The organism is Kitasatospora sp. NPDC056184, from assembly GCF_042268405.1.
GTDB lineage: Bacteria > Actinomycetota > Actinomycetes > Streptomycetales > Streptomycetaceae > Kitasatospora.
This window is the reverse complement of sequence record NZ_JBHJUI010000016.1, coordinates 17,820-37,186: the sequence shown is the minus strand read 5'-3', so window position 1 is coordinate 37,186 and position 19,367 is coordinate 17,820. Positions and strand designations below refer to the sequence as shown.

Annotated in this window: 16 protein-coding genes, 1 tRNA gene and 1 pseudogene; 3 read left to right on the top strand and 15 right to left on the bottom strand. The window is 73.7% G+C overall.

The genetic code is table 11. The annotated features are described in order from the left end of the window. Positions 1 to 116: 116 nt before the first annotated feature. From thrB to ACFC0B_RS27780, 6 genes are all read right to left on the bottom strand, one after another. Complete coding sequence (gene thrB, locus ACFC0B_RS27805) at positions 117 to 1,052, bottom strand: homoserine kinase (RefSeq protein ID WP_376091399.1); 936 nt, start codon at positions 1,050 to 1,052, stop codon at positions 117 to 119. A gap of 358 nt (positions 1,053 to 1,410) precedes the next feature. Beyond that, positions 1,411 to 2,508, bottom strand: a complete 1,098-nt coding sequence (gene thrC, locus ACFC0B_RS27800; RefSeq protein WP_376091396.1) for a threonine synthase — start codon at positions 2,506 to 2,508, stop codon at positions 1,411 to 1,413. A 9-nt stretch (positions 2,509 to 2,517) separates the two neighbouring features. Continuing rightward, entirely contained in the window at positions 2,518 to 3,810 is a 1,293-nt protein-coding gene (locus ACFC0B_RS27795; RefSeq protein WP_376091393.1) for a homoserine dehydrogenase, read from the bottom strand. A gap of 138 nt (positions 3,811 to 3,948) precedes the next feature. Beyond that, positions 3,949 to 5,343: a diaminopimelate decarboxylase gene (lysA, locus tag ACFC0B_RS27790; protein ID WP_376091390.1), complete on the bottom strand. Its 1,395-nt coding sequence runs from the start codon at positions 5,341 to 5,343 to the stop codon at positions 3,949 to 3,951. Positions 5,344 to 5,430: 87 nt separating this feature from the next. Further along, a complete protein-coding gene (gene argS, locus ACFC0B_RS27785) occupies positions 5,431 to 7,092 on the bottom strand; it encodes an arginine--tRNA ligase (RefSeq protein WP_376091387.1) in 1,662 nt (553 codons plus the stop codon). 74 nt (positions 7,093 to 7,166) lie between these two features. After that, positions 7,167 to 7,613: a response regulator gene (locus tag ACFC0B_RS27780; RefSeq protein ID WP_376091384.1), complete on the bottom strand. Its 447-nt coding sequence runs from the start codon at positions 7,611 to 7,613 to the stop codon at positions 7,167 to 7,169. 157 nt (positions 7,614 to 7,770) lie between these two features. Here ACFC0B_RS27780 and ACFC0B_RS27775 point away from each other — a divergent pair. After that, a tRNA-Arg gene (locus ACFC0B_RS27775) sits at positions 7,771 to 7,842 on the top strand. Between the two features lie 134 nt (positions 7,843 to 7,976). On the opposite strand, the gene ACFC0B_RS27770 is transcribed toward ACFC0B_RS27775, so the two are convergent. From ACFC0B_RS27770 to ACFC0B_RS27745, 6 genes and pseudogenes are all read right to left on the bottom strand, one after another. Continuing rightward, positions 7,977 to 8,675 (bottom strand): hypothetical protein, encoded by a 699-nt coding sequence (locus ACFC0B_RS27770; RefSeq protein WP_376091381.1) that lies wholly within the window; start codon positions 8,673 to 8,675, stop codon positions 7,977 to 7,979. A gap of 97 nt (positions 8,676 to 8,772) precedes the next feature. Then, entirely contained in the window at positions 8,773 to 9,768 is a 996-nt protein-coding gene (locus ACFC0B_RS27765) for a trypsin-like serine peptidase (protein WP_376091378.1), read from the bottom strand. Positions 9,769 to 9,888: 120 nt separating this feature from the next. Beyond that, positions 9,889 to 10,035, bottom strand: coding sequence for a hypothetical protein (locus tag ACFC0B_RS27760; RefSeq protein ID WP_376091375.1), 147 nt, complete (start codon positions 10,033 to 10,035; stop codon positions 9,889 to 9,891). Positions 10,036 to 10,111: 76 nt separating this feature from the next. After that, positions 10,112 to 11,659 (bottom strand): MFS transporter, encoded by a 1,548-nt coding sequence (locus ACFC0B_RS27755; protein ID WP_376091372.1) that lies wholly within the window; start codon positions 11,657 to 11,659, stop codon positions 10,112 to 10,114. 192 nt (positions 11,660 to 11,851) lie between these two features. Next, the gene (locus tag ACFC0B_RS27750; RefSeq protein WP_376091708.1) at positions 11,852 to 13,576 is read right to left on the bottom strand and encodes a DUF885 domain-containing protein; all 1,725 of its coding nucleotides are present in this window, start codon (positions 13,574 to 13,576) and stop codon (positions 11,852 to 11,854) included. A gap of 153 nt (positions 13,577 to 13,729) precedes the next feature. Next, positions 13,730 to 14,359 (bottom strand): annotated as a pseudogene (locus ACFC0B_RS27745) (rhomboid-like protein); the annotation flags it as partial. A gap of 228 nt (positions 14,360 to 14,587) precedes the next feature. Here ACFC0B_RS27745 and ACFC0B_RS27740 point away from each other — a divergent pair. Beyond that, entirely contained in the window at positions 14,588 to 15,337 is a 750-nt protein-coding gene (locus tag ACFC0B_RS27740; protein ID WP_376091369.1) for a TetR/AcrR family transcriptional regulator, read from the top strand. 56 nt (positions 15,338 to 15,393) lie between these two features. Here the strand turns inward: ACFC0B_RS27740 and ACFC0B_RS27735 are convergent, their stop codons facing one another. Continuing rightward, positions 15,394 to 16,254, bottom strand: coding sequence for a fumarylacetoacetate hydrolase family protein (locus ACFC0B_RS27735; protein WP_376091366.1), 861 nt, complete (start codon positions 16,252 to 16,254; stop codon positions 15,394 to 15,396). A gap of 149 nt (positions 16,255 to 16,403) precedes the next feature. Here ACFC0B_RS27735 and ACFC0B_RS27730 point away from each other — a divergent pair, with 149 nt between their 5' ends. Further along, entirely contained in the window at positions 16,404 to 17,105 is a 702-nt protein-coding gene (locus ACFC0B_RS27730; protein ID WP_376091363.1) for an MBL fold metallo-hydrolase, read from the top strand. Here the strand turns inward: ACFC0B_RS27730 and ACFC0B_RS27725 are convergent. Beyond that, positions 17,061 to 18,257, bottom strand: coding sequence for a serine/threonine-protein kinase (locus tag ACFC0B_RS27725; protein ID WP_376091360.1), 1,197 nt, complete (start codon positions 18,255 to 18,257; stop codon positions 17,061 to 17,063). The two genes, ACFC0B_RS27730 and ACFC0B_RS27725, sit on opposite strands and share 45 nt — an antisense overlap. A gap of 119 nt (positions 18,258 to 18,376) precedes the next feature. Continuing rightward, the gene (locus tag ACFC0B_RS27720) at positions 18,377 to 19,360 is read right to left on the bottom strand and encodes an ABC transporter substrate-binding protein (protein ID WP_376091357.1); all 984 of its coding nucleotides are present in this window, start codon (positions 19,358 to 19,360) and stop codon (positions 18,377 to 18,379) included. Positions 19,361 to 19,367 lie beyond the last annotated feature (7 nt).

Here is a 19,367-nt window from a genome sequence, read left to right as displayed (position 1 = left end):
CCGAGCCCCGGAGGGCACCTGGTGCAGCAATGAGGTTAACACTACCGACCCCCTCAGACATTCCCCAGCCTTGCGCTTGCCAATCGTGTCCGGACGGTCCGGCCCGGACGGCGCGCTCAGACGCCCAGCGGGAGCACGGCGGCGCCGGTCCGGTCCAGTTCGAGCCGGTGCGCGGCGAACACCGGGCCGCCGGTGCCGTGGTCGCCGGCGAAGCCCAGGACCTTCTGCACGCCGGCCTCGTCGGTGAGCGCGAGCACGGTCGGGCCGGCGCCGGAGATCACCGCGGGCACGCCCTCGGTGCGCAGCGCGGCCACCAGCGCGGCACTGTCCGGCATCGCGGAGGCCCGGTAGTCCTGGTGGATCCGGTCCTCGGTGGCGGTCAGCAGCAGGTCCGGCCGCCGGGTCAGCGCCTCGACCAGCAGTGCGGACCGGCCGGCGTTGGCGGCGGCGTCGGCCAGCGGGACGGTCCTGGGCAGCAGGCCGCGGGCGGTCTCGGTGAGCACCTCGGTGGCCGGGACGAACACCACCGGGACGACCTCGGCGGACGGCTCCAGGGCGATCGCCCGGGCGGTGTCCTCCTCGGTCCACGCCACGGTGAAGTTGCCGCGCAGACAGGCCGCCACGTTGTCCGGGTGGCCCTCCAGTTCGGAGGCGAGGGCCAGCAGGGCGTCGTCGTCCAGGGCGGACGGGCCGCCGATGGTGACGGCGCGGGCGGCGACGATGCCGGCGCAGATCGCGGCGGACGAGGAGCCCAGGCCGCGGCCGTGCGGTATCCGGTTGGCGCAGACCACTTCGAGGCCGCGCGGCTGGCCGCCGAGGCGGTCGAAGGCGGCCCGCATCGAGCGGACCAGCAGATGGCGCTCGTCACGCGGGAGCGTGTCGGCACCCTCGCCGGCGATGTCGACGGAGAGCCCGGAGTCGGCGACCCGGACGACCACGTCGTCGTACAGACCCAGCGCGAGTCCGAAGGCGTCGAAACCCGGGCCGAGGTTGGCGCTGGTCGCGGGAACCCGGACCCGGACGGCGGCGGCACGGAACGCAGGACCGGCCATGCGGTGGACTCTCCTGGGGAAATCGGGCGGCGCGAAGCGCGTCGGTGCGAGGGTGGGGAGCGGGCCGCGGGCCCCGGCCGGGGCGGACGGTCACAGTCGGTGGTGCGGCCCGTGATGGGGCCGGACCCGGGGCATGTGCCACACGGCCGGACCCAGAGTATCGAAGAGAGGTTCCACAGCGGTACACCCCGTGGGCCTTCGATCTGGTGTGTTGCCGGTTCTGGCCGGAATGCATGCGGGAATCGGATCGGAATGCGCCGGTGAATTGACACAAAAGTGTCAGTCGAGAACGCAAACCGGGCCGACCCCCGAAAGGGTCGGCCCGGTGGGGGCTGAGCCCCCGGCGCGGCGGGGGGGGCTAGTCGAGCAGGCCCAGGCGCTGGGCGGCGGCCTCGGGGTCGACCGGGACGATCTGCGGCTGCGGCGCGCCGGCCACCGCCCAGTCCGGGTCCTTGAGGCCGTTGCCGGTCACGGTGCAGACGATCCGCTGGCCCGGGTCGACCAGACCGGCCTCCGCCTTGGCCAGCAGGCCGGCCACCGAGGCGGCCGAGGCGGGCTCCACGAAGACGCCCTCCTGGGAGGCCAACAGGCGGTAGGCGGACAGGATCTGACGGTCGGTCACCTTGTCGATCAGGCCACCCGACTCGTCCCGCGCGGCGAGCGCGTAGTCCCAGGAGGCCGGGTTGCCGATCCGGATCGCGGTGGCGATGGTCTGCGGCTTGAGCACCGGGGCGCCGTCGACGATCGGGGCCGAGCCGGAGGCCTGGAAGCCCCACATCCGCGGCGTGCGGGAGGCCAGGCCGTCCGCCGCGTACTCGCGGTAGCCCTTCCAGTACGCGGTGATGTTGCCCGCGTTGCCCACCGGCAGCACGTGGATGTCCGGCGCGTCGCCGAGCATGTCGACGATCTCGAAGGCGGCGGTCTTCTGGCCCTCGATCCGGACCGGGTTCACCGAGTTGACCAGCGCCACCGGATACTTCTCGGACAGTTCACGCGCAAGGGTGAGGCAGTCGTCGAAGTTCCCGTCCACCTGGAGGATCTTCGCGCCGTGCACCAGCGCCTGGCCCATCTTGCCCAGGGCGATCTTGCCCTGCGGGACGAGCACCGCCGACACCATCTGCGCCCGCACCGCGTACGCGGCGGCGGAGGCCGAGGTGTTGCCGGTGGAGGCGCAGATGACGGCCTGGGCGCCGTCCTCCTTCGCCTTGGAGATGGCCATCGTCATGCCGCGGTCCTTGAAGGACCCGGTCGGGTTGGCGCCCTCGACCTTGAGGTAGACCTCGCAGCCGGTGCGCTCGGAGAGCACCTGGGCGGGGACCAGCGGGGTGCCGCCCTCCAGCAGGGTGACCACCGGGGTCGCCGCGCTGACCGGCAGGCGGTCCCGGTACTCCTCGATCAGGCCGCGCCATTGGTGGGTGTGGGTGCCACGGGCGGCGTTCTCGGCAACGCTGCTCATCATCTGTTCCTATTCCCCTTCGACCCGCATGATGCTGGCCACGTCGCGCACGCTGTCGAGTGCGCGGAGCTTGTCCACCGTCGCCGACAGCGCGGCGTCGGAGGCCCGGTGGGTGACCACGACGAGCGAGGCGTCGCCGTCGCGGCCCTGCTGGCGCACGGTGTCGATGGAGACGCCGTGCTCGGCGAAGACGGAGGCCACCTGGGCGAGCACGCCCGCGCGGTCGTCGACGTCCAGGCTGACGTGGTAGCGGGTGACGACCTCGTCCATCGGCTTGGCCGGCAGCTGCGTGTAGACCGAGTCGCCGGGGCCGGTGGCACCGGCGAGCTTGTTGCGACAGACCGCGACGAGGTCGCCGAGGACCGCGGAGGCGGTCGGCGCGCCGCCCGCGCCCGGGCCGTAGAACATCAGCCGGCCGGCCGCCTCGGCCTCCACGAACACCGCGTTGTACGCCTCGCGGACCGAGGCCAGCGGGTGCGACAGCGGGATCATCGCCGGGTGGACGCGCGCGGTGACCGACTCGCCGTCGGCGGCCCGCTCGCAGATCGCCAGCAGCTTGACCACGCAGCCCATCGCCTTGGCGGAGGCGATGTCGGCGGCGGTCACCTCGGTGAGGCCCTCGCGGTAGACGTCCGCCGCGGTCACCTTGGTGTGGAAGGCGATGCCGGCCAGGATCGCGGCCTTGGCGGCGGCGTCGAAGCCCTCCACGTCGGCGGTCGGGTCGGCCTCGGCGTAACCGAGCGCGGTGGCCTCCTCCAGCGCCTCCGAGTAGCCGGCGCCGGTGGTGTCCATCTTGTCGAGGATGAAGTTGGTGGTGCCGTTGACGATGCCCAGCACCCGGTTGACCCGGTCGCCGGCCAGCGACTCGCGCAGCGGGCGCAGCAGCGGGATCGCCCCGGCCACCGCGGCCTCGTAGTAGAGGTCCACGCCGGCCGCGGCGGCGGCCGCGTGCAGCTCGGTGCCGTCCTTGGCCAGCAGCGCCTTGTTGGCGCTGACCACCGAGGCGCCCTTCTCGAACGCCGACAGGATGAGGTGTTTGGACGGCTCGATGCCGCCCACGACCTCGATCACCACGTCGATGTCGCCCCGGTTGACCAGGGCCTCGGCATCGGTGGTGAGCAGGTGCTCGGGCACTCCCGGGCGGGGGCGCCCCGCCCGGCGCACCGCGATACCGGCGAGCTCGACCGGCGCGCCGATGCGCGCGGCGAGGTCGGCGGCGTCTGTCGTCATGATGCGCGCCACCTCGGAGCCCACCACACCACAGCCCAGCAACGCCACCTTCAGCGGCCGCGTACGCATCATCCGACTCCGCTCTGCATTCATCGTGCTTCGGTCGATCCGGCGGGTTTTCGGGGGCCCGCCGGACTTTCGGTTCCTACCAGTCTCCGGGACTTTCCGTACGGATCTACGGTCGTTCCATGATCTGAGACAAGGATTTCGTCATCCGATATCGAGACGCAGGAGATCCTCCTCCGTCTCGCGCCGGACGATCACCCGGGCCGCGCCGTCCTGGACGGCGAGCACGGGGGGCTTGAGGGCGTGGTTGTAGTTGCTCGCCATGGAGCGGCAGTAGGCGCCGGTGGCGGGCACCGCGATGAGGTCGCCGGGGGCGAGGTCGGCCGGCAGGAAGGCGTCCCGGACGACGATGTCGCCGGACTCGCAGTGCTTGCCGACCACCCGGACCAGCATCGGCCCGGCCTCGCTGGTGCGCGACACCAGGGCCACCGAGTACTCGGCGTCGTACAGCGCGGTGCGGATGTTGTCGGACATCCCGCCGTCCACGCTGACGTAGGTGCGCAGGCCCTCCAGCGGCTTGACCGTGCCGACCTCGTACAGGGTGAACGCGGTCGGGCCGACGATCGCCCGGCCCGGCTCCACGCTCAGCCGGGGGGCGGTGAGGTTCGCGGCGGCGCACTCGCGGCGCACGATCTCGGCCAGCGCGGCGGCGATCTCGGCCGGCTCGCGCGGGTCGTCCTCGCTGGTGTAGGCGATGCCCAGGCCGCCGCCGAGGTCGATCTCGGGCAGCTCGACGCCGTGCTCGTCGCGGATCGACGCCAGCAGGCCGACCACCCGGCGGGCGGCCACCTCGAAGCCGGCGGTGTCGAAGATCTGCGAGCCGATGTGCGAGTGGATGCCGCGCAGCTCCAGGCTGTCGCCGTGCGCCAGCACCCGGCGGACGGCCTCGGCGGCCGCTCCCCCGGTCAGCGAGAGGCCGAACTTCTGGTCCTCGTGCGCGGTGGCGATGAACTCGTGGGTGTGCGCCTCGACGCCGACGGTGATCCGGATCAGCACCGGCTGGCGCACGCCCTGGTGCCCGGCGATCGCCGCCAGGCGCTCGATCTCCTCGTAGGAGTCGACCACGATGTGCCCGACCCCGGACTTCACCGCGTGCTCCAGCTCGTCCACGGACTTGTTGTTGCCGTGCAGCGCGATCCGCTCCGGCGGCATCCCGGCGGCCAGCGCCACGGCCAGCTCGCCCGGGCTGCACACGTCGAGGTTGAGGCCCTCCTCGTGCAGCCAGCGAACGACCGCCTTGGAGAGGAAGGCCTTGCCCGCGTAGAAGACGTCGGCGCCGGCGCCGAAGGCCTCGCGCCAGGCGCGCGCCCGGGCCCGGAAGTCCGCCTCGTCCATGACGTACGCCGGGGTGCCGAACTCGGCGGCCAGGCTCTTCACGTCGACACCGCCGACGGTGACCACGCCCTCGGCGTCACGGGCGACGGTCCGGGACCAGACCTTGGGGTCGAGCGCGTTCAGGTCGCTCGGCGGCGCCTGGTAGTGGCCCTCGGGCAGCACGTCGCCGTGCCGGGGGCCTGCGGGGTGTGCGGAGCGAGACATGTCGTTGGTTCCCTCGACCTATGGCGAGGGGCGGCGACGGTCCCCGTTGACCGTCCGCCGCCCCCGCTGTGCACATGGGGGTGGTGCCTACATCCGCTCGGGCGCCGAGACGCCCAGCAGCGTCAGGCCGTTCGCGATCACCGTGCGTGTCGCGTCGGCGAGCCAGAGCCGGGCGTGCGTGAGGTCGGTGACCTCCTCGTCGCCCCGCGGCAGGATGCGGCAGTTGTCGTAGAAGCGGTGGTACTTGGCCGCGAGGTCCTCCAGGTACGTCGCGACGCGGTGCGGCTCGCGCAGCTCGCCGGCCGAGGCCAGCACGCGCGGGAACTCACCGAGGTGGCCCAGCAGGTCGGACTCCCACTCGGTGGCCAGCAGCTCCGGTTTGAAGTCCTCGGCCGCGCCGCGCGAGATGCCCTGCTCGTCGGCGTTGCGCTGGACCGCGCACATCCGCGAGTGGGCGTACTGGACGTAGTACACCCGGTTCTCGTTGGTCTGGCTGGTCAGGATGTTGATGTCGAGCGTGATGGTGGAGTCGGTGGAGGAGCGCGCCAGGGTGTAGCGGGCCGCGTCCACGCCGATCCACTCGACGACGTCGTCGATCGTGATGATGTTGCCGGCCCGCTTGGACATGCGGACCTCTTCGCCGTCGCGAAGCATCTTCACGAACTGGCCGATCCTCACCTCGATGTTGTGGTTCATGTCGTCGCCCGCGCAGGCCGCGATGGCCTTGAGGCGGTTGACGTAGCCGTGGTGGTCGGCGCCCAGCATGTAGAGCGCGACCTCGGTGCCGCGGTCCCGCTTGGACAGGTAGTAGGCGGCGTCGGCGGCGAAGTAGGTGGTGTCGCCGTCGGCCTTGACCAGGACGCGGTCCTTGTCGTCGCCGAAGTCGGTGGTGCGCAGCCAGACGGCGCCGTCCTGCTCGAAGACGTGGCCCTGCTCGCGCAGCCGGTCGATGGCGGTGCCGACGGCGCCGGAGTCGTGCAGCGACCTCTCCGAGAACCAGACGTCGAAGTGGGTGCCGAACTCGTCCATCGAGCGCTTGATCTCGGCGACCATGAGGTCGAGGCCCTCGGCGCGGAAGACCCGGAGCTGCTCCTCCTCGGACTTCTCCAGCAGGCCGGGGACGGCCTCGGTGATCGCCTTGGCGATGTCGGCGATGTACTCGCCGACGTAGCCGCCCTCCGGCACCTCGCGGCCGTTCGCGGCGGCCTGCAGCGAAGCGGCGAACTTGCTGATCTGCACGCCGGCGTCGTTGAGGTAGTACTCGGTGGTGACGTCGGCGCCGCAGGCCCGCAGGACGCGCGCCAGGGAGTCGCCGACGGCCGCCCAGCGCACGCCGCCGATGTGGATCGGGCCGGTCGGGTTGGCGGAGACGAACTCCAGGTTGATCTTCAGGCCGGCGAGGTCCTGGTTGCGGCCGTAGGCCTCGCCCGCCTCGACGATGGTGCGCGCCAGCGCGCCGGCGGTGGCGGTGTCCAGGGTGATGTTCAGGAAGCCCGGACCGGCGATGTCGACCTTGGCGACGCCGGTGATCCCTCGCAGGCGGTCGGCCAGCACCTCGGCAACGGCTCGCGGCGGCCGGCCGGCCGACTTCGCGAGCTGGAGGGCCACGTTGGTCGCGTAGTCGCCGTGGTCCCTGTTCTTGGGCCGCTCGACCGTCACGTGCTCGGGCACGGCGACGGCCAGCTCGCCCGCCTCGACGGCGGCGCTCACTGCGGCCTGGACTGCCTGGGAAAGCTCTGCGGGGGTCACGACGCCAAGCGTAGGCGAGAGGGGGAGGGCGCCCGCCACCCGGTTTGCCGGTTGAGACGCCCGGCCCCCGGCAGTCAGCCCCGATCGCTCCCGTCTGTTCGCTGAGGGCGAAACCCGTCGGGGGCCGCGTCCGGCGCCCCGCGGTGGCCGAGCTCCACCAGCCGCCGCACCAGCGCCACCAGGTCGGCCGGGTCGAAGGGCTTGCCCAGGTAGCCGTCCACCCCGACCGACTCCCCCAGGTCCAGGTCGGCCGGCGTGCAGGCGCTCACGATCGCGATCGGCAGCAGCCTGGTCCCCGGCGCCGCCCGCAGCCGGGCCGCCGTCCGCAGGCCGTCCAGCCGCGGCATCATCACGTCCAGCGTCACCACGTCGGGCTTCACCCGGCGGACCACCTCCAGGCACTCGGCACCGTCGGCGGCGGTCACCACCTCGAAGCCCTCAAGCTCCAGGTTGACCCTGATCAGCTGGCGGATCACCTCGCTGTCGTCCACCACGAGGACCCGCCCGGACACTCCCGACACCTCACCGAGGGTATCGGCGGCCCCGCCGCCCCGTCCGGTCTTTGCGGACTTCCACCGGCCCTCCCGGCCGCCCCCGCGCAAACCCGTGCACGGAGCGCGCCCCGGGCCTGGTAGTGTTCTCCACGTCGAAGCGAACGCGACGACAACAGCAAGGCAAGCCCCCGTAGCTCAGGGGATAGAGCACCGCCCTCCGGAGGCGGGTGCGTAGGTTCGAATCCTACCGGGGGCACTTCGCGAGAAGTGCCGAAGAGGCCCAGGCCAGTGGCGAGTTGCCACCGGACTGGGCCTGATTCGTTTTCCGGTCGCGCCCGGGCGGGCCAACCCCCGCCCGGGGCGGCGGAGTTGCTCCGCCGCCCCGGGTCCTCAGTCGGCGACGGGGCTGGGCGCGGCGAAGGTCTCGGCGGGGCCGAAGTCGCTGAAGGCCAGCGTGATCGCGATCTTCTCCCCGTCGACGACCACCGTCTCGTCGACGTGGCGGGTGCGGCCCTGCGCGTCGATCCACTGGTCGAGGTCGAGCGAGGTGGCGCCCGTCCTGGTCAGCGCCCGGTGGACCGACGGGGCGGCGTCGGCGAACTGCGCCACGTCGAGGTGGCCGGCGAGGTGGTAGGTCGGCACGCCGTCCCTGGTCTCCATGCCCTTGCGGGCGGACGGGCCCTGGGCCAGCAGCAGCTTGGCGTAGTCGCCGTAGTCGAAGTCCGAGACCTCGGTGGAGCGCGGGGCCTTCAGCCAGGTGCCGGTGGCGTCGTGCCCCCGCAGGTACTCGGCGTCCGCGGTGGTGACGCCCTCCCGGAGGGTTCCGTCCGGCTCCTTGCCCTGCCAGCGGCCGGTGAACACGGTGTTGAGGTTCTGCCGCGCCGTGAGGAGGGCGGGCTCGGCGCCGCCGTCGGGGGCGCGGGACGCCTCCACGGTGACCGCGTACGGCTCCTTGCCGGCCTTCGCCACGGCCTCCGCCGGGTCGAAGGCGCCGCCGGCCCCGGTGGACGCGTCGTCCCCCCGGCAGCCGGTGAGCAGGGCGAGGACGGCGGTGGTCGCGGCGGCGGCGAGGACGGTGGTTCGGCGCACGGTGGAAGCCCCCCAAGGCAACACGGACGGTCGGTGCGCGGAGAGCCTCCCACAGCGGGGGCCGCCGGTCGAACGGGAATCCGGGCGGCCCTCGCGGTCAGGAGGAGGCGGCGGCGACGGCCTCGGCGCAGAGGTCCTCGACGGTGTGGTCGAAGTAGGCGCTGTAGGAGGTGTCGTCGGTGTCGCCGCCCTGCTGGTAGCCGCCGATGGCGCCGACGACGTGGCCGGTGGCGGTGGAGATCCAGGGGCCGCCGCTGGTGCCGCCCGGGTAGCCGGGGCAGTCGATGACGCGCTGGAAGGCGCTCTGCCGGCCGGTGGTGTTGGTGCAGAGCAGCGGGCGCTCGGCGGCGGCGGGGTAGCCGTAGAGGCGGACGTCGGCGCCGAAGGGCTCGTCGGCGCCGAGGGTGTTGCCGCCGACCACGTCCTCGATCCGGCGGCCGGAGGTGTCGGCGGCGGTCTCCAGGATCGCGAAGTCCTCGTCCTGGTCGCCGTCGTGGGACCAGCCGGCGGTGGTGTGCACGGCGGTGACCCGCCAGGTGCCGTACGGGGCCCGGCCGTCGCGGTAGCCGGGGGCGAAGGTCACGCCGCCCGGGTCCTCGACGCAGTGGGCGGCGGTGAGCAGCAGGTTGCCGGTGGTGCTGTGCAGCACGCTGGCGGTGCAGAAGTGGGTGCCGGCGCCGACGGTGCCGGAGAACAGGGCGCCGACGGTGGCGGCCTCGGGGGTGGCCGGGGCGGTGGCGGTGGTGCCCGGCGGGTCGCTCGGGGTCGGGGCCGGGGTCGCCGTGGCGGTGGCGGTCGACGTGGAGGCGGGCGAAGGAGTGGGCGCCGGGGACCCGGTCGGGGCGTCGGTCGGGGGCTCGGTCGGGGCGTCGGTCTCCACCGGATCCGCCGGAACCACCGGGACCGCCGGGGCCGTTGACGCCGGGGCCGTTGCCACCGTGGTCTCCGGGGAGGCCACGGCGGTGGCCCTGGGGGCCACGCTGTGGGTGCCGACCACCACGGCCGCCACGGTGAGCGCGGAGAGCGTCGTGGTGACCAGGGTCGGGGCCAGGAGGCGGTGTCGAGAGGTGCGGCGGCGGCGGTGCTGGCCCATGCCCGGTCGGCTCCTGCCCTGGTCGGCGGCGGTACGGGAACCGACTATGGCTCGCCGAGCTGGGAGGGCGGTGATGCGCCGCTGGGAACGCGATGAGAATTCAGCCGGTCGACGGCCCGCTCACAGTACCGCGGCCGGTGCGTCCGCGGCGATGGAGGCGGTGCGGGTGCCCGCGGCGGGCACCTCCAGCCGGTCGGCCCGGACGACGGTGTCGACGCCGGCGCCGCCCACCACCAGCAGGTCGAAGTCGGGCTCGGGCTCGGTCACGGCGGCGCCTCCTTGCTCCCGGGTGTGACGAGGAGTCGAGCAGGCGCCGCCGGACTGCGAGAGATTGCAGCAGATTTCACCGAGCGCGCTGGCGCTGGTGGGCCGCGGTCTGCTCCTGGGTCTGCGGCGCCTGCGCACCGGCCTCGGCGGTGCCGGTGGCCTCCCCCGGCGCCGGTCGGTGGTCGATCATCAGGAACGCGATCGCCGAGGCCAGCAGCAGGATGCCCATCGCCACCCAGGTGGCCACCACGTAGCCGTGCACGGCCCCCTCGGCCTGGACCGCGGGGTTCCCGGCGCCGGCGGCGCGGGCGGCCAGCCAGCTCGCGGTGGCGCTGGCCGCGATGGTGTTCAGCAGGGCCGTCCCGAAGGATCCGCCGACCTGCTGGGCGGAGTTGATGGTGGCCGAGGCCGCGCCGGCCTCGGTCGGGGCGACGCCGAGGGTGGCCAGGCTCATCGACGGCATGAAGACCAGGCCCATGCCGAAGCCGAGCAGCAGTTCGGCGGGCAGCACCATGCCGGCCCAGGGGCTGTCCACCCGCATCTGGGTCAGCCAGGCCATGCCGGCGGCGGCCAGCAGCAGTCCGGGGCCGATCAGGTTGCGGGACGGCACCCTGGTCATCAGCCGGGCCGCGAAGCCGGTCGAACTGATGATGATGGCGGCGGTCATCGGCAGGAAGGAGACGCCGGACATCACCGGCGAGAAGTGCTTGATCACCTGGAGGTAGTAGGTCAGGAACAGGAACAGGCCGAACATCCCGATCATCGCCAGGCCGATCGAGAGGGCACCGCCGCCCCGGTTCCGGTCCGCGACGATGTGCAGCGGCAGCAGCGCGTGCGGCGTCCGCTTCTCGACCAGGACGAACACCGCCAGCAGCAGCACGCCGAACAGCAGCGAGCCCAGCACCAGCCCGTCGCCCCAGCCCCGGGTGACCGCCTCGGACATGCCGAACACGATGGCGAGCAGACCGCCGCAGCCGAGCACCGCGCCGGGCAGGTCGAGCCTGTAGCGGGTGCCCTTGCCGATGTGGTCGCGGGTCAGCACGGAGAACGCCGCGAAGGCGGTCACCACCGCGATCGGGGTGTTCACGAACAGGCACCAGCGCCAGTTCAGGTACTCGGTGAGCACACCGCCGAGGAGCAGGCCGATCGCGGCGCCGCCGCCGGCGATCGCGCCGAAGATGCCGAAGGCGGTGCTCCGCTCCCGGGGATCGGAGAAGGTCGTGGAGAGCAGCCCCAGCGCGGAGGGGGCGAGCAGCGCGCCGAAGGCGCCCTGCAGGGCGCGGGCGGCGAAGAGCATGGTGGGGCCGTTGGCGCCGCCGCCGATCGCGGAGGCGAGGGCGAAGCCGAGCAGGCCGATGATGAAGACGCGTTTGCGGCCGAAGAGGTCGCCGAGCCGGCCGCCGAGGAGCAGCAGTCCGCCGAAGGCCAGCGTGTAGGCGGTGATCACCCACTGCCGGTCGGCGTCCGAGATGCCGAGGTCCTTCTGGGCGGACGGGAGGGCGATGTTCACGATCGTGATGTCGAGGACGATCATCAGCTGGGCGATGGCGATGACCGCCAACGCCCACCAGCGGCGGGAGTCCGCCGCTCCGTGACCGGTGGCGGCTTGGGCTTGGGCAGACACTGGGGGCGCCTTTCCGGAGGGGTACGGAGAGGTCACGCAGTCGCCTTCCAGCCAAACGCTCCGGGCGCCGAATGGCAAGGAAAATATTGGACAAACCGGTTGAACCAGGACCAAAGAACCAGGGGTGCGGGACCGTGGCACGAGGCCCCCGGGACCGTCCCCGGGGGCCTCGCCGCCTGCGGCCGCCGGCCGCTACAGCACCGACAGCTCCGCGACCAGGTCGTCCAGGCCCAGCGAGCCCTGCGACAGCGCCGCCATGTGCCAGGCCTTGAGGTCGAACACCTCGCCGCGCGCCTCGTGCGCCGCCCGGGCCGCCGCCCGCCCGCGCAGCCAGGCCCGCTCGCCCAGCTTGTAGCCGATCGCCTGCCCGGGCAGGCCCAGGTAGCGGACCAGCTCGCTGTCCAGGAAGTCGGCGGACAGCCCGCAGTACAGCCCGAAGAACTCGCGCGCGGCCTCCGGCGAGACCGGCTCCCCCGCGCGGTACGGCGAGTCCGCCGGGAAGTCCAGGCCGGCGTGCATGCCGATGTCGACGATCACCCGCAGCGCCCGCATCATCTGCGCGTTGAGGTAGCCGAGCCGGTGGCCCGGGTCGGTGAGGTAGCCGAGCTCGTCCATCAGGCGCTCGGCGTACAGCGCCCAGCCCTCCAGGTTGGCGCTCACCCCGCCGAGGCTGACCTGGTAGGTGGAGAGCCGGTCGGCGACGTAGTTCCACTGCGCGAGCTGCAGGTGGTGGCCGGGGACGCCCTCGTGGTACCAGGTCGAGACGAGGTCCCACTCGGGGAAGCGCTCACGGCCCAGGGTGGGCAGCCAGGTCCGGCCGGGGCGGCTGAAGTCCAGCGACGGGGCGGTGTAGTACGGCGCGGCGGCGCCGCCGGCCGGGGCGATCCGGGACTCGACCCGGGTGATCGGCTCGGCCAGGTCGAAGTGGGTGCCCTGGAGGTCGGCGATCGCGCCGTCCATCAGGCCCTGGAGGAACTCCCGGGCGGCCTCGGCGCCGACCCGCGCGGGGCCGTCGCTCTCCAGCCACTTCATCGCCTCCATCGGCTCGGCGCCGGGCCGCACCTTCCCGGCCTCGGCGCGCATCTGCGCGAGCAGGTCGTGGAACTCCTGCCAGGCCCAGGCGTAGGCCTCGTCGATGTCGAGGTCGGCGCCGGTCCAGTAGCGCACCCAGCGACCGTAGCGCTCCCGGCCCACGGTGTCGGGGGCGTCGGCGCCGGCCGGCCCGTAGACGTCGCGCAGCCAGTCGCGCAGGGCGGCGAGCGCCTCGCCGGCGGCCGCGGCGTGCCCGGCCAGCTCCTCGCGCAGCGCCTCGGGGGCCTCCCGGACCAGCTCGCCGAACCAGCCGCCGGGGGCGTCCCCGACCAGCCACTCGCCCAGCTGGCCGGTCACCGTGGTGACCTGGCGGGGGCCGGAGAACAGGCCGCGCTCGATGCCCTCGGCGAGGGTGGCGCGGTATCCGGTGAGCGCCTCCGGCACCAGGGCGAGGCGGCGGCCGAGGATCCGCCACTGCTCCTCGGTGTCGGTGGGCATGAGGATGAAGACCTCGCGGAGGTTGTGCACCGGGGAGCCCAGGTTGTGGACGGCCCGGTACCGCTCACCCGCGTCGTGCACGGCGAGTTCGGCGGTGAGCCGCTCGCGCAGCAGGCGGGCGCAGCGCCGTTCCGCCTCGTCCCGGGGGGAGCCGGCCGCCTCGGCCGCGTCGAGCGCCGCCTCGGCCTCGTCGAGCCGGGTCAGGGTGGTGCGGCCGAGTTCCGCGATCGCCTCGGCGCCGGCCGGGGAGAGGTCGGGGAGGCGGTCGTCCTCCGGGTTCAGGCCCAGGTACACCGCGGTCAGCGGGTCGAGCTCGGCAAGGTCCCGTACATAGGTGTCGGCGACACGTCGGGGTGTGGTGCCGTCGGAGCTGATCAGTTCAACCATCCGGCCATCATGGCGCGGCCGGCGCCGTTTGCAAGCCCCTTCAGGATGGCATGGACCGGCCAATTCCCGGCCGGGTCGGCCGGGCCGGCCGCGCGGGCGGCGCGGGCGCCGGCGCCGCAGCGCCCGGCCCGGGTCCCAGGTGGGTCGTCCGTGGGCGAAGGGGAAGAAGGCGAGTCCGATCAGGGCGGCGCTGAAGTGCCCGAGGTCCGTGAAGGTGTGCGAGACCACCAGCGGCACCAGGTAGAAGACCACCACCCCGCCGCCGTAGAGCCACCGCCAGCCGCCGGCGAACCGGTGGGTGAGCACCGCCGCCACCCCGGCCAGCGCGTAGGAGACGCCGACGTCCACCGTCTCGGCCATGCTCCGCTGCAGGGTGCCCCGGACGATCCCCCAGGCCACCACGCCCTCGCTCACCAGGGTCGCCAGCACGTGCGCCGTCGCGGCCACCACGAACCAGCGCGCGGTGCCCAGCCAGCGCTCGGCGTTGGCGTGGAACACGGTGAACAGCACCGCGTAGAGCGGCCAGCTCGACGTCTCGGTCCACAGCGCGCTGGCCACCAGGGCGTGCACCGGGCGCGAGCGCAGGTGCTCCAGGTTGGTCGAGCGGGCGGCCAGGAACCAGTCCAGGGTGCGCTGGTCCATCCGCGCCACGGCGAAGCTGGTGACCGCGAGGAGGACCAGCCACAGGTAGGTGCCGGGCGCCGAGCGGATCCACGCCAGGAGCGCGCGCGGCGCCCCGCGCAGCCGGCGGGCCCGGGGCGGCCGGTCCAGCGTCTGCGCCATCCGGCGGGCCTCCTCGGTGCGGCGGCGTGGTGCGTCCCATCCTCGGGCGGGGCCCGGCGGGGCGCCTCCCGGAACGGGCCCGTCCGACCGGGCGGCGCGGGTCGGGCGGGGCGGCCCGGACGCGCCCCGCGCGGGCCCCGGACGCGCCCCGGACGGGCGCAAACGCGCGTTCGGAAGATCGGTGCAGACCCGGCTCCGATCCGGCCCGGGGCCGTTACGCTGACCGCCATGGAAGCCAGCCCAGCGCCCGTCCCGCCCTCCCCCGACCCCGCGGCCCGGCCGCGGCGCGCCGGGTACCGGCGGCTGCCGGTGCAGCAGCGGCGCGAGCAGCTGATCGCGGTGGCGCTGGAACTGTTCGCCCGCCGACCGCCCGAGGAGGTCGGGCTGGACGATGTCGCGCAGGCCGCCGGGGCGTCCCGGCCGCTGGTCTACCGCTACTTCGCGGGCGGCAAGCAGCAGCTGTACGAGGCCGCGCTGCGCAGCGCGGCCGAGGAGCTGACCGGCCGCTTCACGGTGCCGCCCGCCGGGAGCCCGACCCAGCAGCTGTCCGCCGTGCTGGAGCACTACTTCTCCTTCGTCGCGGAGCACGACGCCGGCTACTCGGCGCTGCTGCGCGGCGGCTCGGTGGTGGAGACGGCCCGCACCTCGGCGATCGTGGACGACGTCCGGCGGGCGGCGCTGCGGCGGACGCTGCGCCACCTCGGGGTGCGGCAGGCCGGGCCGCGGCTGACGCTGCTGGTGCGCTCGTGGATCGCGGTGGTCGAGGGGGCCTCGCTGAGCTGGCTCGACGAGGGCCGGGCGCTGCCGGTGGACGAGCTGCGCGAGTGGCTGGTGGACCAGTTCGTGGCGATGGCGGCGGCCACGGCGCTGCACGACCCGCAGACCGCCGAGGTGCTGGCCGGGCTGCTGGCGCTGGAGGGCCCGGACTCGCCGCGGACGGCGCGGCTGCGGACGGTGCTGGGGGCGGCGGACGCGTAGGGCGGGCCCCGACCGCGCCCCGGCCCCCGCACCGAGGGCCGGGAGCGCGGTCCGCGCTACGCCTTGCCGAGGACCTGGCGCTGCCGGCCGAGGCCGTCGATCTCGATCTCGACGACGTCGCCGGGCGCGAGGTAGGGCGTGCCCGGGCGGCCGAGGGTGACCCCGGCCGGGGTGCCGGTGATGATCACGTCGCCCGGCTCCAGCACCATGAACCGGCTCGTGTAGCGGACCAGCTCCAGCACCGGGAAGACCATCTGCGCGGTGGAGCCGTCCTGCCGCTGCTCCCCGTTCACCCACAGCCGCAGCGGCAGCCGCTGCGGGTCCGCCACCTCGTCGGGGGTGACCAGCCAGGGCCCGAGCGGGGTGAAGGTCTCCGCCGACTTGCCCTTGTCCCACTGGCCGCCGCGCTCGAACTGGAAGGCGCGCTCGGTGACGTCGTTGGCGATGGTGTAGCCGGCGATCACCCCGGCCGCCGCCGCGTGGTCGTCCAGGTAGCGGGCGGTGCGGCCGATCACCACGGCCAGTTCGGCCTCGTAGTCGGTCTTCTCGCCGCCGCGCGGCACCAGCACCTCGTCGTACGGGCCGACCACCGTCGAACCGGGCTTGAGGAAGATCACCGGCTCGTCCGGGATCGCCGCGCCCGCCTCGGCCGCGTGGTCCCGGTAGTTGAGGCCGATGCCGACCACCTTGCCGGGCCGGACCACCGGCGGGCCGATCCGCTGCCCGGCGAGCTCGGCCACCGGCAGCCGCCCCGCCGCCACCCGGGCGGCCAGCTCGGCCAGGGCCTCGCCCTCCAGCCCGGCGAGGAAGCCGCCGTCGATGTCCCCGGTCACCCCGGAGAGGTCGTACGCGGTGCCGTCCTGGGCCAGCGCGACCGGGCGTTCGGCGCCCGGCGGGCCGACGCGGAGGAGCTTCATCCGATCCCCACCTCCTGATTCGTCGATCGCCGGCGCGGTGAGGGCCCGCACCGGCTGTTGCCCGCGAGGTATATCAACGCCCCGCCGCGGCCGTCACGCCCGGGGCGAACAGGGGCGTGGGCGACCGCCCCCCGGTACAGGATCCGCTCATGGAGATCACCCGCATACGCCCCGAACTGACGGTCGTCACCCTGGACTTCGGCACCGCCTACCTCTGGCGCGACGAGGACGGCGCGCTCACCCTCGTCGACACCGGCATCGCCGGGCAGGCCGACGCGATCGAGGAGGCGGTCCGCGCCGTCGGATCCGACCCGGCCGCGCTGCGCCGCATCGTGCTCACCCACCACCACGAGGACCACGCCGGCTCGGCCGCCGAACTCGCCCGGCGGCTGGGCGCCGAGGTGACCGCCCACCGGCTGGAGGCCCCGGTGGTGCGCGGCGAGCAGGAGCCCCGGCCGTTCGCGCTGAGCCCCTTCGAACAGGAGCTGCGGGACGCCCTGCCGGCGCTGCCGCCCGCCCCGCCGTGCCGGGTGGACCGCGAGGTGGCGGACGGCGAGGTGCTCGACTTCGGCGGCGGCGCCGTGGTGGTGCACGTGCCCGGCCACACCGACGGCTCGATCGCCCTGCACCTGCCAGAGTCCGGTGTGCTGTTCACCGGCGACCTCGCGGCCAACGTCGGGAACCGGACCACGCCCGGCGTCTTCAACACCGATCCGGCGCTCGCCCTGGAGTCCTTCCGCCGGCTGGCCGCGCTGGAGGCGGACAGCGTGCTGTTCGGGCACGGCGAGCCGATCGCCCAGGGCGGCTCAGCCGCCCTGCGTCGAGCCGTCGAGCAGCTCGGCGAGCACTAGCGGCCGGGCCGGCTCGGCGTCGGCCTCGGCGCTCCCCCGCTCCCAGCGCTCCAGGTCGCGCCCGACGTCCTCGCGGGCTCGGGGGTGGCCGTCCAGCACGGGCAGCAGCTCGCGCAGCAGCGCGACGGCCGCCCGCGGCCGGCCCGAGCGGGCCAGCCAGAGCGCCAGGTCGTGGCAGGTCCGCAGGGTCCGCGGATCGCCCGACCCGAAGGCCCGGGAGAACTGCGGTATCAGCGCGACCAGCTGCTCGACGGCCCGCTCCGGCGAGCCGGCCGCGCCTCGCCGCCAGGCGTCGTCGGCCTTGCGGCGCAGCTCGTCCGGGTCGGTGCCGATCCGGATGTCGCGCAGCCGGCGGCGGACCTCGGCGGCGTCGGCGGGCCGGTCCTCCGGCTTCTTGGCGAGCAGTTGGAGCACCAGCCGGTCCAGCGCCGGGTCGGGCGTGCCGGGGGCCGCCGGCTGCTCGTTGACGTGCTTGAACATCATGGTGACCGGCGTGGTGGCGCTGAACGGGCGGCGGCCGGTGCAGAGCTGGTAGAGCACCACGCCGAGCGCGTACAGGTCGGCCCGGCCGTCGATCGGGTCGCCGGACCAGCACTCGGGCGCCAGGTAGGCCGGGGTGCCGATGACCACGCCGGTGGAGGTGAGCCCGCCGCCCTGCTGGGTGAGCAGCCGGGCGATGCCGAAGTCCAGCACCTTGGCCTCGCCAGTGTCGGCGATCATGATGTTCTCGGGCTTGATGTCCCGGTGCACCACGCCGCTGCGGTGCGCGGAGTCCAGCGCCTTGCAGACCTGCCGCGCCCAGCGCAGGGCGACCGACAGCTCCGGCCGGACCCCGTCGCCCAGCAGCGCGGAGAGCGGCCGGCCCCGGACCAGCTCCATCACCAGGTAGTGGGTCGAGCGCGCGCCGTCCTGCACCCGCCCGTAGTCGTACAGGGTGACGATGTGCGGATGGGACAGGCCGCCGACGGTCTTGGCCTCGCGGATGAACCGGCCGACCGACTCCTCGTCCCCGGCCTTCTCCTCGGAGAGCACCTTGAGCGCGACCGCCCGCCCGATGGTCTCGTCGTGGGCGGCCCAGACCACGCCGAACCCGCCCTGGCCGAGCTCCCGGTCCAGCCGGTAGCGGCCGCCCACGACATCGCCCGCCTTCATGCCTTCCCCCACACGTCCGCCGAACCCGACCACCGTTCATCCTGACCGGGTCAGGGTAGCGGCGGGCAACGGTGTTCGGGTGAACTACCCCGCGCCCGGGCCGGAGCGGGGGTCGGGGCCTACGTCTTCGGCAGGCCGACCGGGTTGACCTCCGAGCTCTGCACGGCCTCGGCGTCCAGGCCCCAGCGCTTCAGCACCTGGCCGTAGGTCCCGTTCTTGATCACCTCGTCGATCGCCCCGTGCAGCGCCCGGACCAGGCCGTTGTCCTTCCTGGTGGTGGCCCCGATCTTGCCGAGCACCTCGGCGCCGGCGCCCGAGTAGGTGCCGATCACCTCGGTCTCGCCGGTCTGCACGGCGTGGAAGGCGGTCACCGGGTTGGGGCCGACGTAGATGTCGATCCGGCCGGAGGAGAGCGCCAGGTAGTAGTCCGAGGAGCTCTGGAAGTACTTGATGTCGGCCGGCTTGAGGCCGTTGCGCACGTTCTCCTCGTTCCAGGCGACGAGCAGCTTCTCCTGGTTGGTGCCGGAGCTGACGGCGACGGTCCGGCCGGCGATGTCCTTGGGGCCGGTGATCTTCCAGCCGGTGCCCTTCTTCGCCTCGAAGCCGAGGATGTCGAGGCGGTACGTGGCGAAGTCGTACTTCTCCTTCCGGGCCTCGGTGACCGTGATGTTGGAGAGGCCGACGTCGTACTTGCCGCTGTCCAGTCCGACGAAGATGTTCTCCCAGGAGACCGGGTTGAACTCGACGTCGAGGCCGAGCACGTTGCCGATCAGCGAGGCGATGTCCGGCTCCACGCCGATGATCGTCTTGTCGTCGGAGGCGTAGAAGTCCAGCGGCGGCGTGGTGCCGAGCGAGTCGACCACGGTCAGTTTGCCGCGCTTTCTGATCTCCTCCGGCACCAGCGCGGCGATGGCGTCCACCTTGGCCGTGGTCACCCGGTTCTGCTGGGGCGACAGGTTCACCGTGGCGCCGTTCGGCGCGGTGCTGCCCTTGGCGGGGGCGAGGTCCGCCGCGGCGTCCGTGGTGCTGCCGCAGGCGGCCAGGGTCAGGGCGGCGGCGAGCGCGGCGGCGGCGGTCACGAGGGCGCGACGGGGTAGGGACATGGCGGGA

Coding starts and splice junctions, on each gene's coding strand:
- thrB (WP_376091399.1), bottom strand. CDS start 1,052: ATGGCCGGTCCTGCGTTCCGTGCCGCCGCCGTCCGGGTCCGGGTTCCC.
- thrC (WP_376091396.1), bottom strand. CDS start 2,508: ATGAGCAGCGTTGCCGAGAACGCCGCCCGTGGCACCCACACCCACCAA.
- ACFC0B_RS27795 (WP_376091393.1), bottom strand. CDS start 3,810: ATGATGCGTACGCGGCCGCTGAAGGTGGCGTTGCTGGGCTGTGGTGTG.
- lysA (WP_376091390.1), bottom strand. CDS start 5,343: ATGTCTCGCTCCGCACACCCCGCAGGCCCCCGGCACGGCGACGTGCTG.
- ACFC0B_RS27765 (WP_376091378.1), bottom strand. CDS start 9,768: ATGGGCCAGCACCGCCGCCGCCGCACCTCTCGACACCGCCTCCTGGCC.
- ACFC0B_RS27750 (WP_376091708.1), bottom strand. CDS start 13,576: ATGGTTGAACTGATCAGCTCCGACGGCACCACACCCCGACGTGTCGCC.
- ACFC0B_RS27740 (WP_376091369.1), top strand. CDS start 14,588: ATGGAAGCCAGCCCAGCGCCCGTCCCGCCCTCCCCCGACCCCGCGGCC.
- ACFC0B_RS27735 (WP_376091366.1), bottom strand. CDS start 16,254: ATGAAGCTCCTCCGCGTCGGCCCGCCGGGCGCCGAACGCCCGGTCGCG.
- ACFC0B_RS27730 (WP_376091363.1), top strand. CDS start 16,404: ATGGAGATCACCCGCATACGCCCCGAACTGACGGTCGTCACCCTGGAC.
- ACFC0B_RS27725 (WP_376091360.1), bottom strand. CDS start 18,257: ATGAAGGCGGGCGATGTCGTGGGCGGCCGCTACCGGCTGGACCGGGAG.
- ACFC0B_RS27720 (WP_376091357.1), bottom strand. CDS start 19,360: ATGTCCCTACCCCGTCGCGCCCTCGTGACCGCCGCCGCCGCGCTCGCC.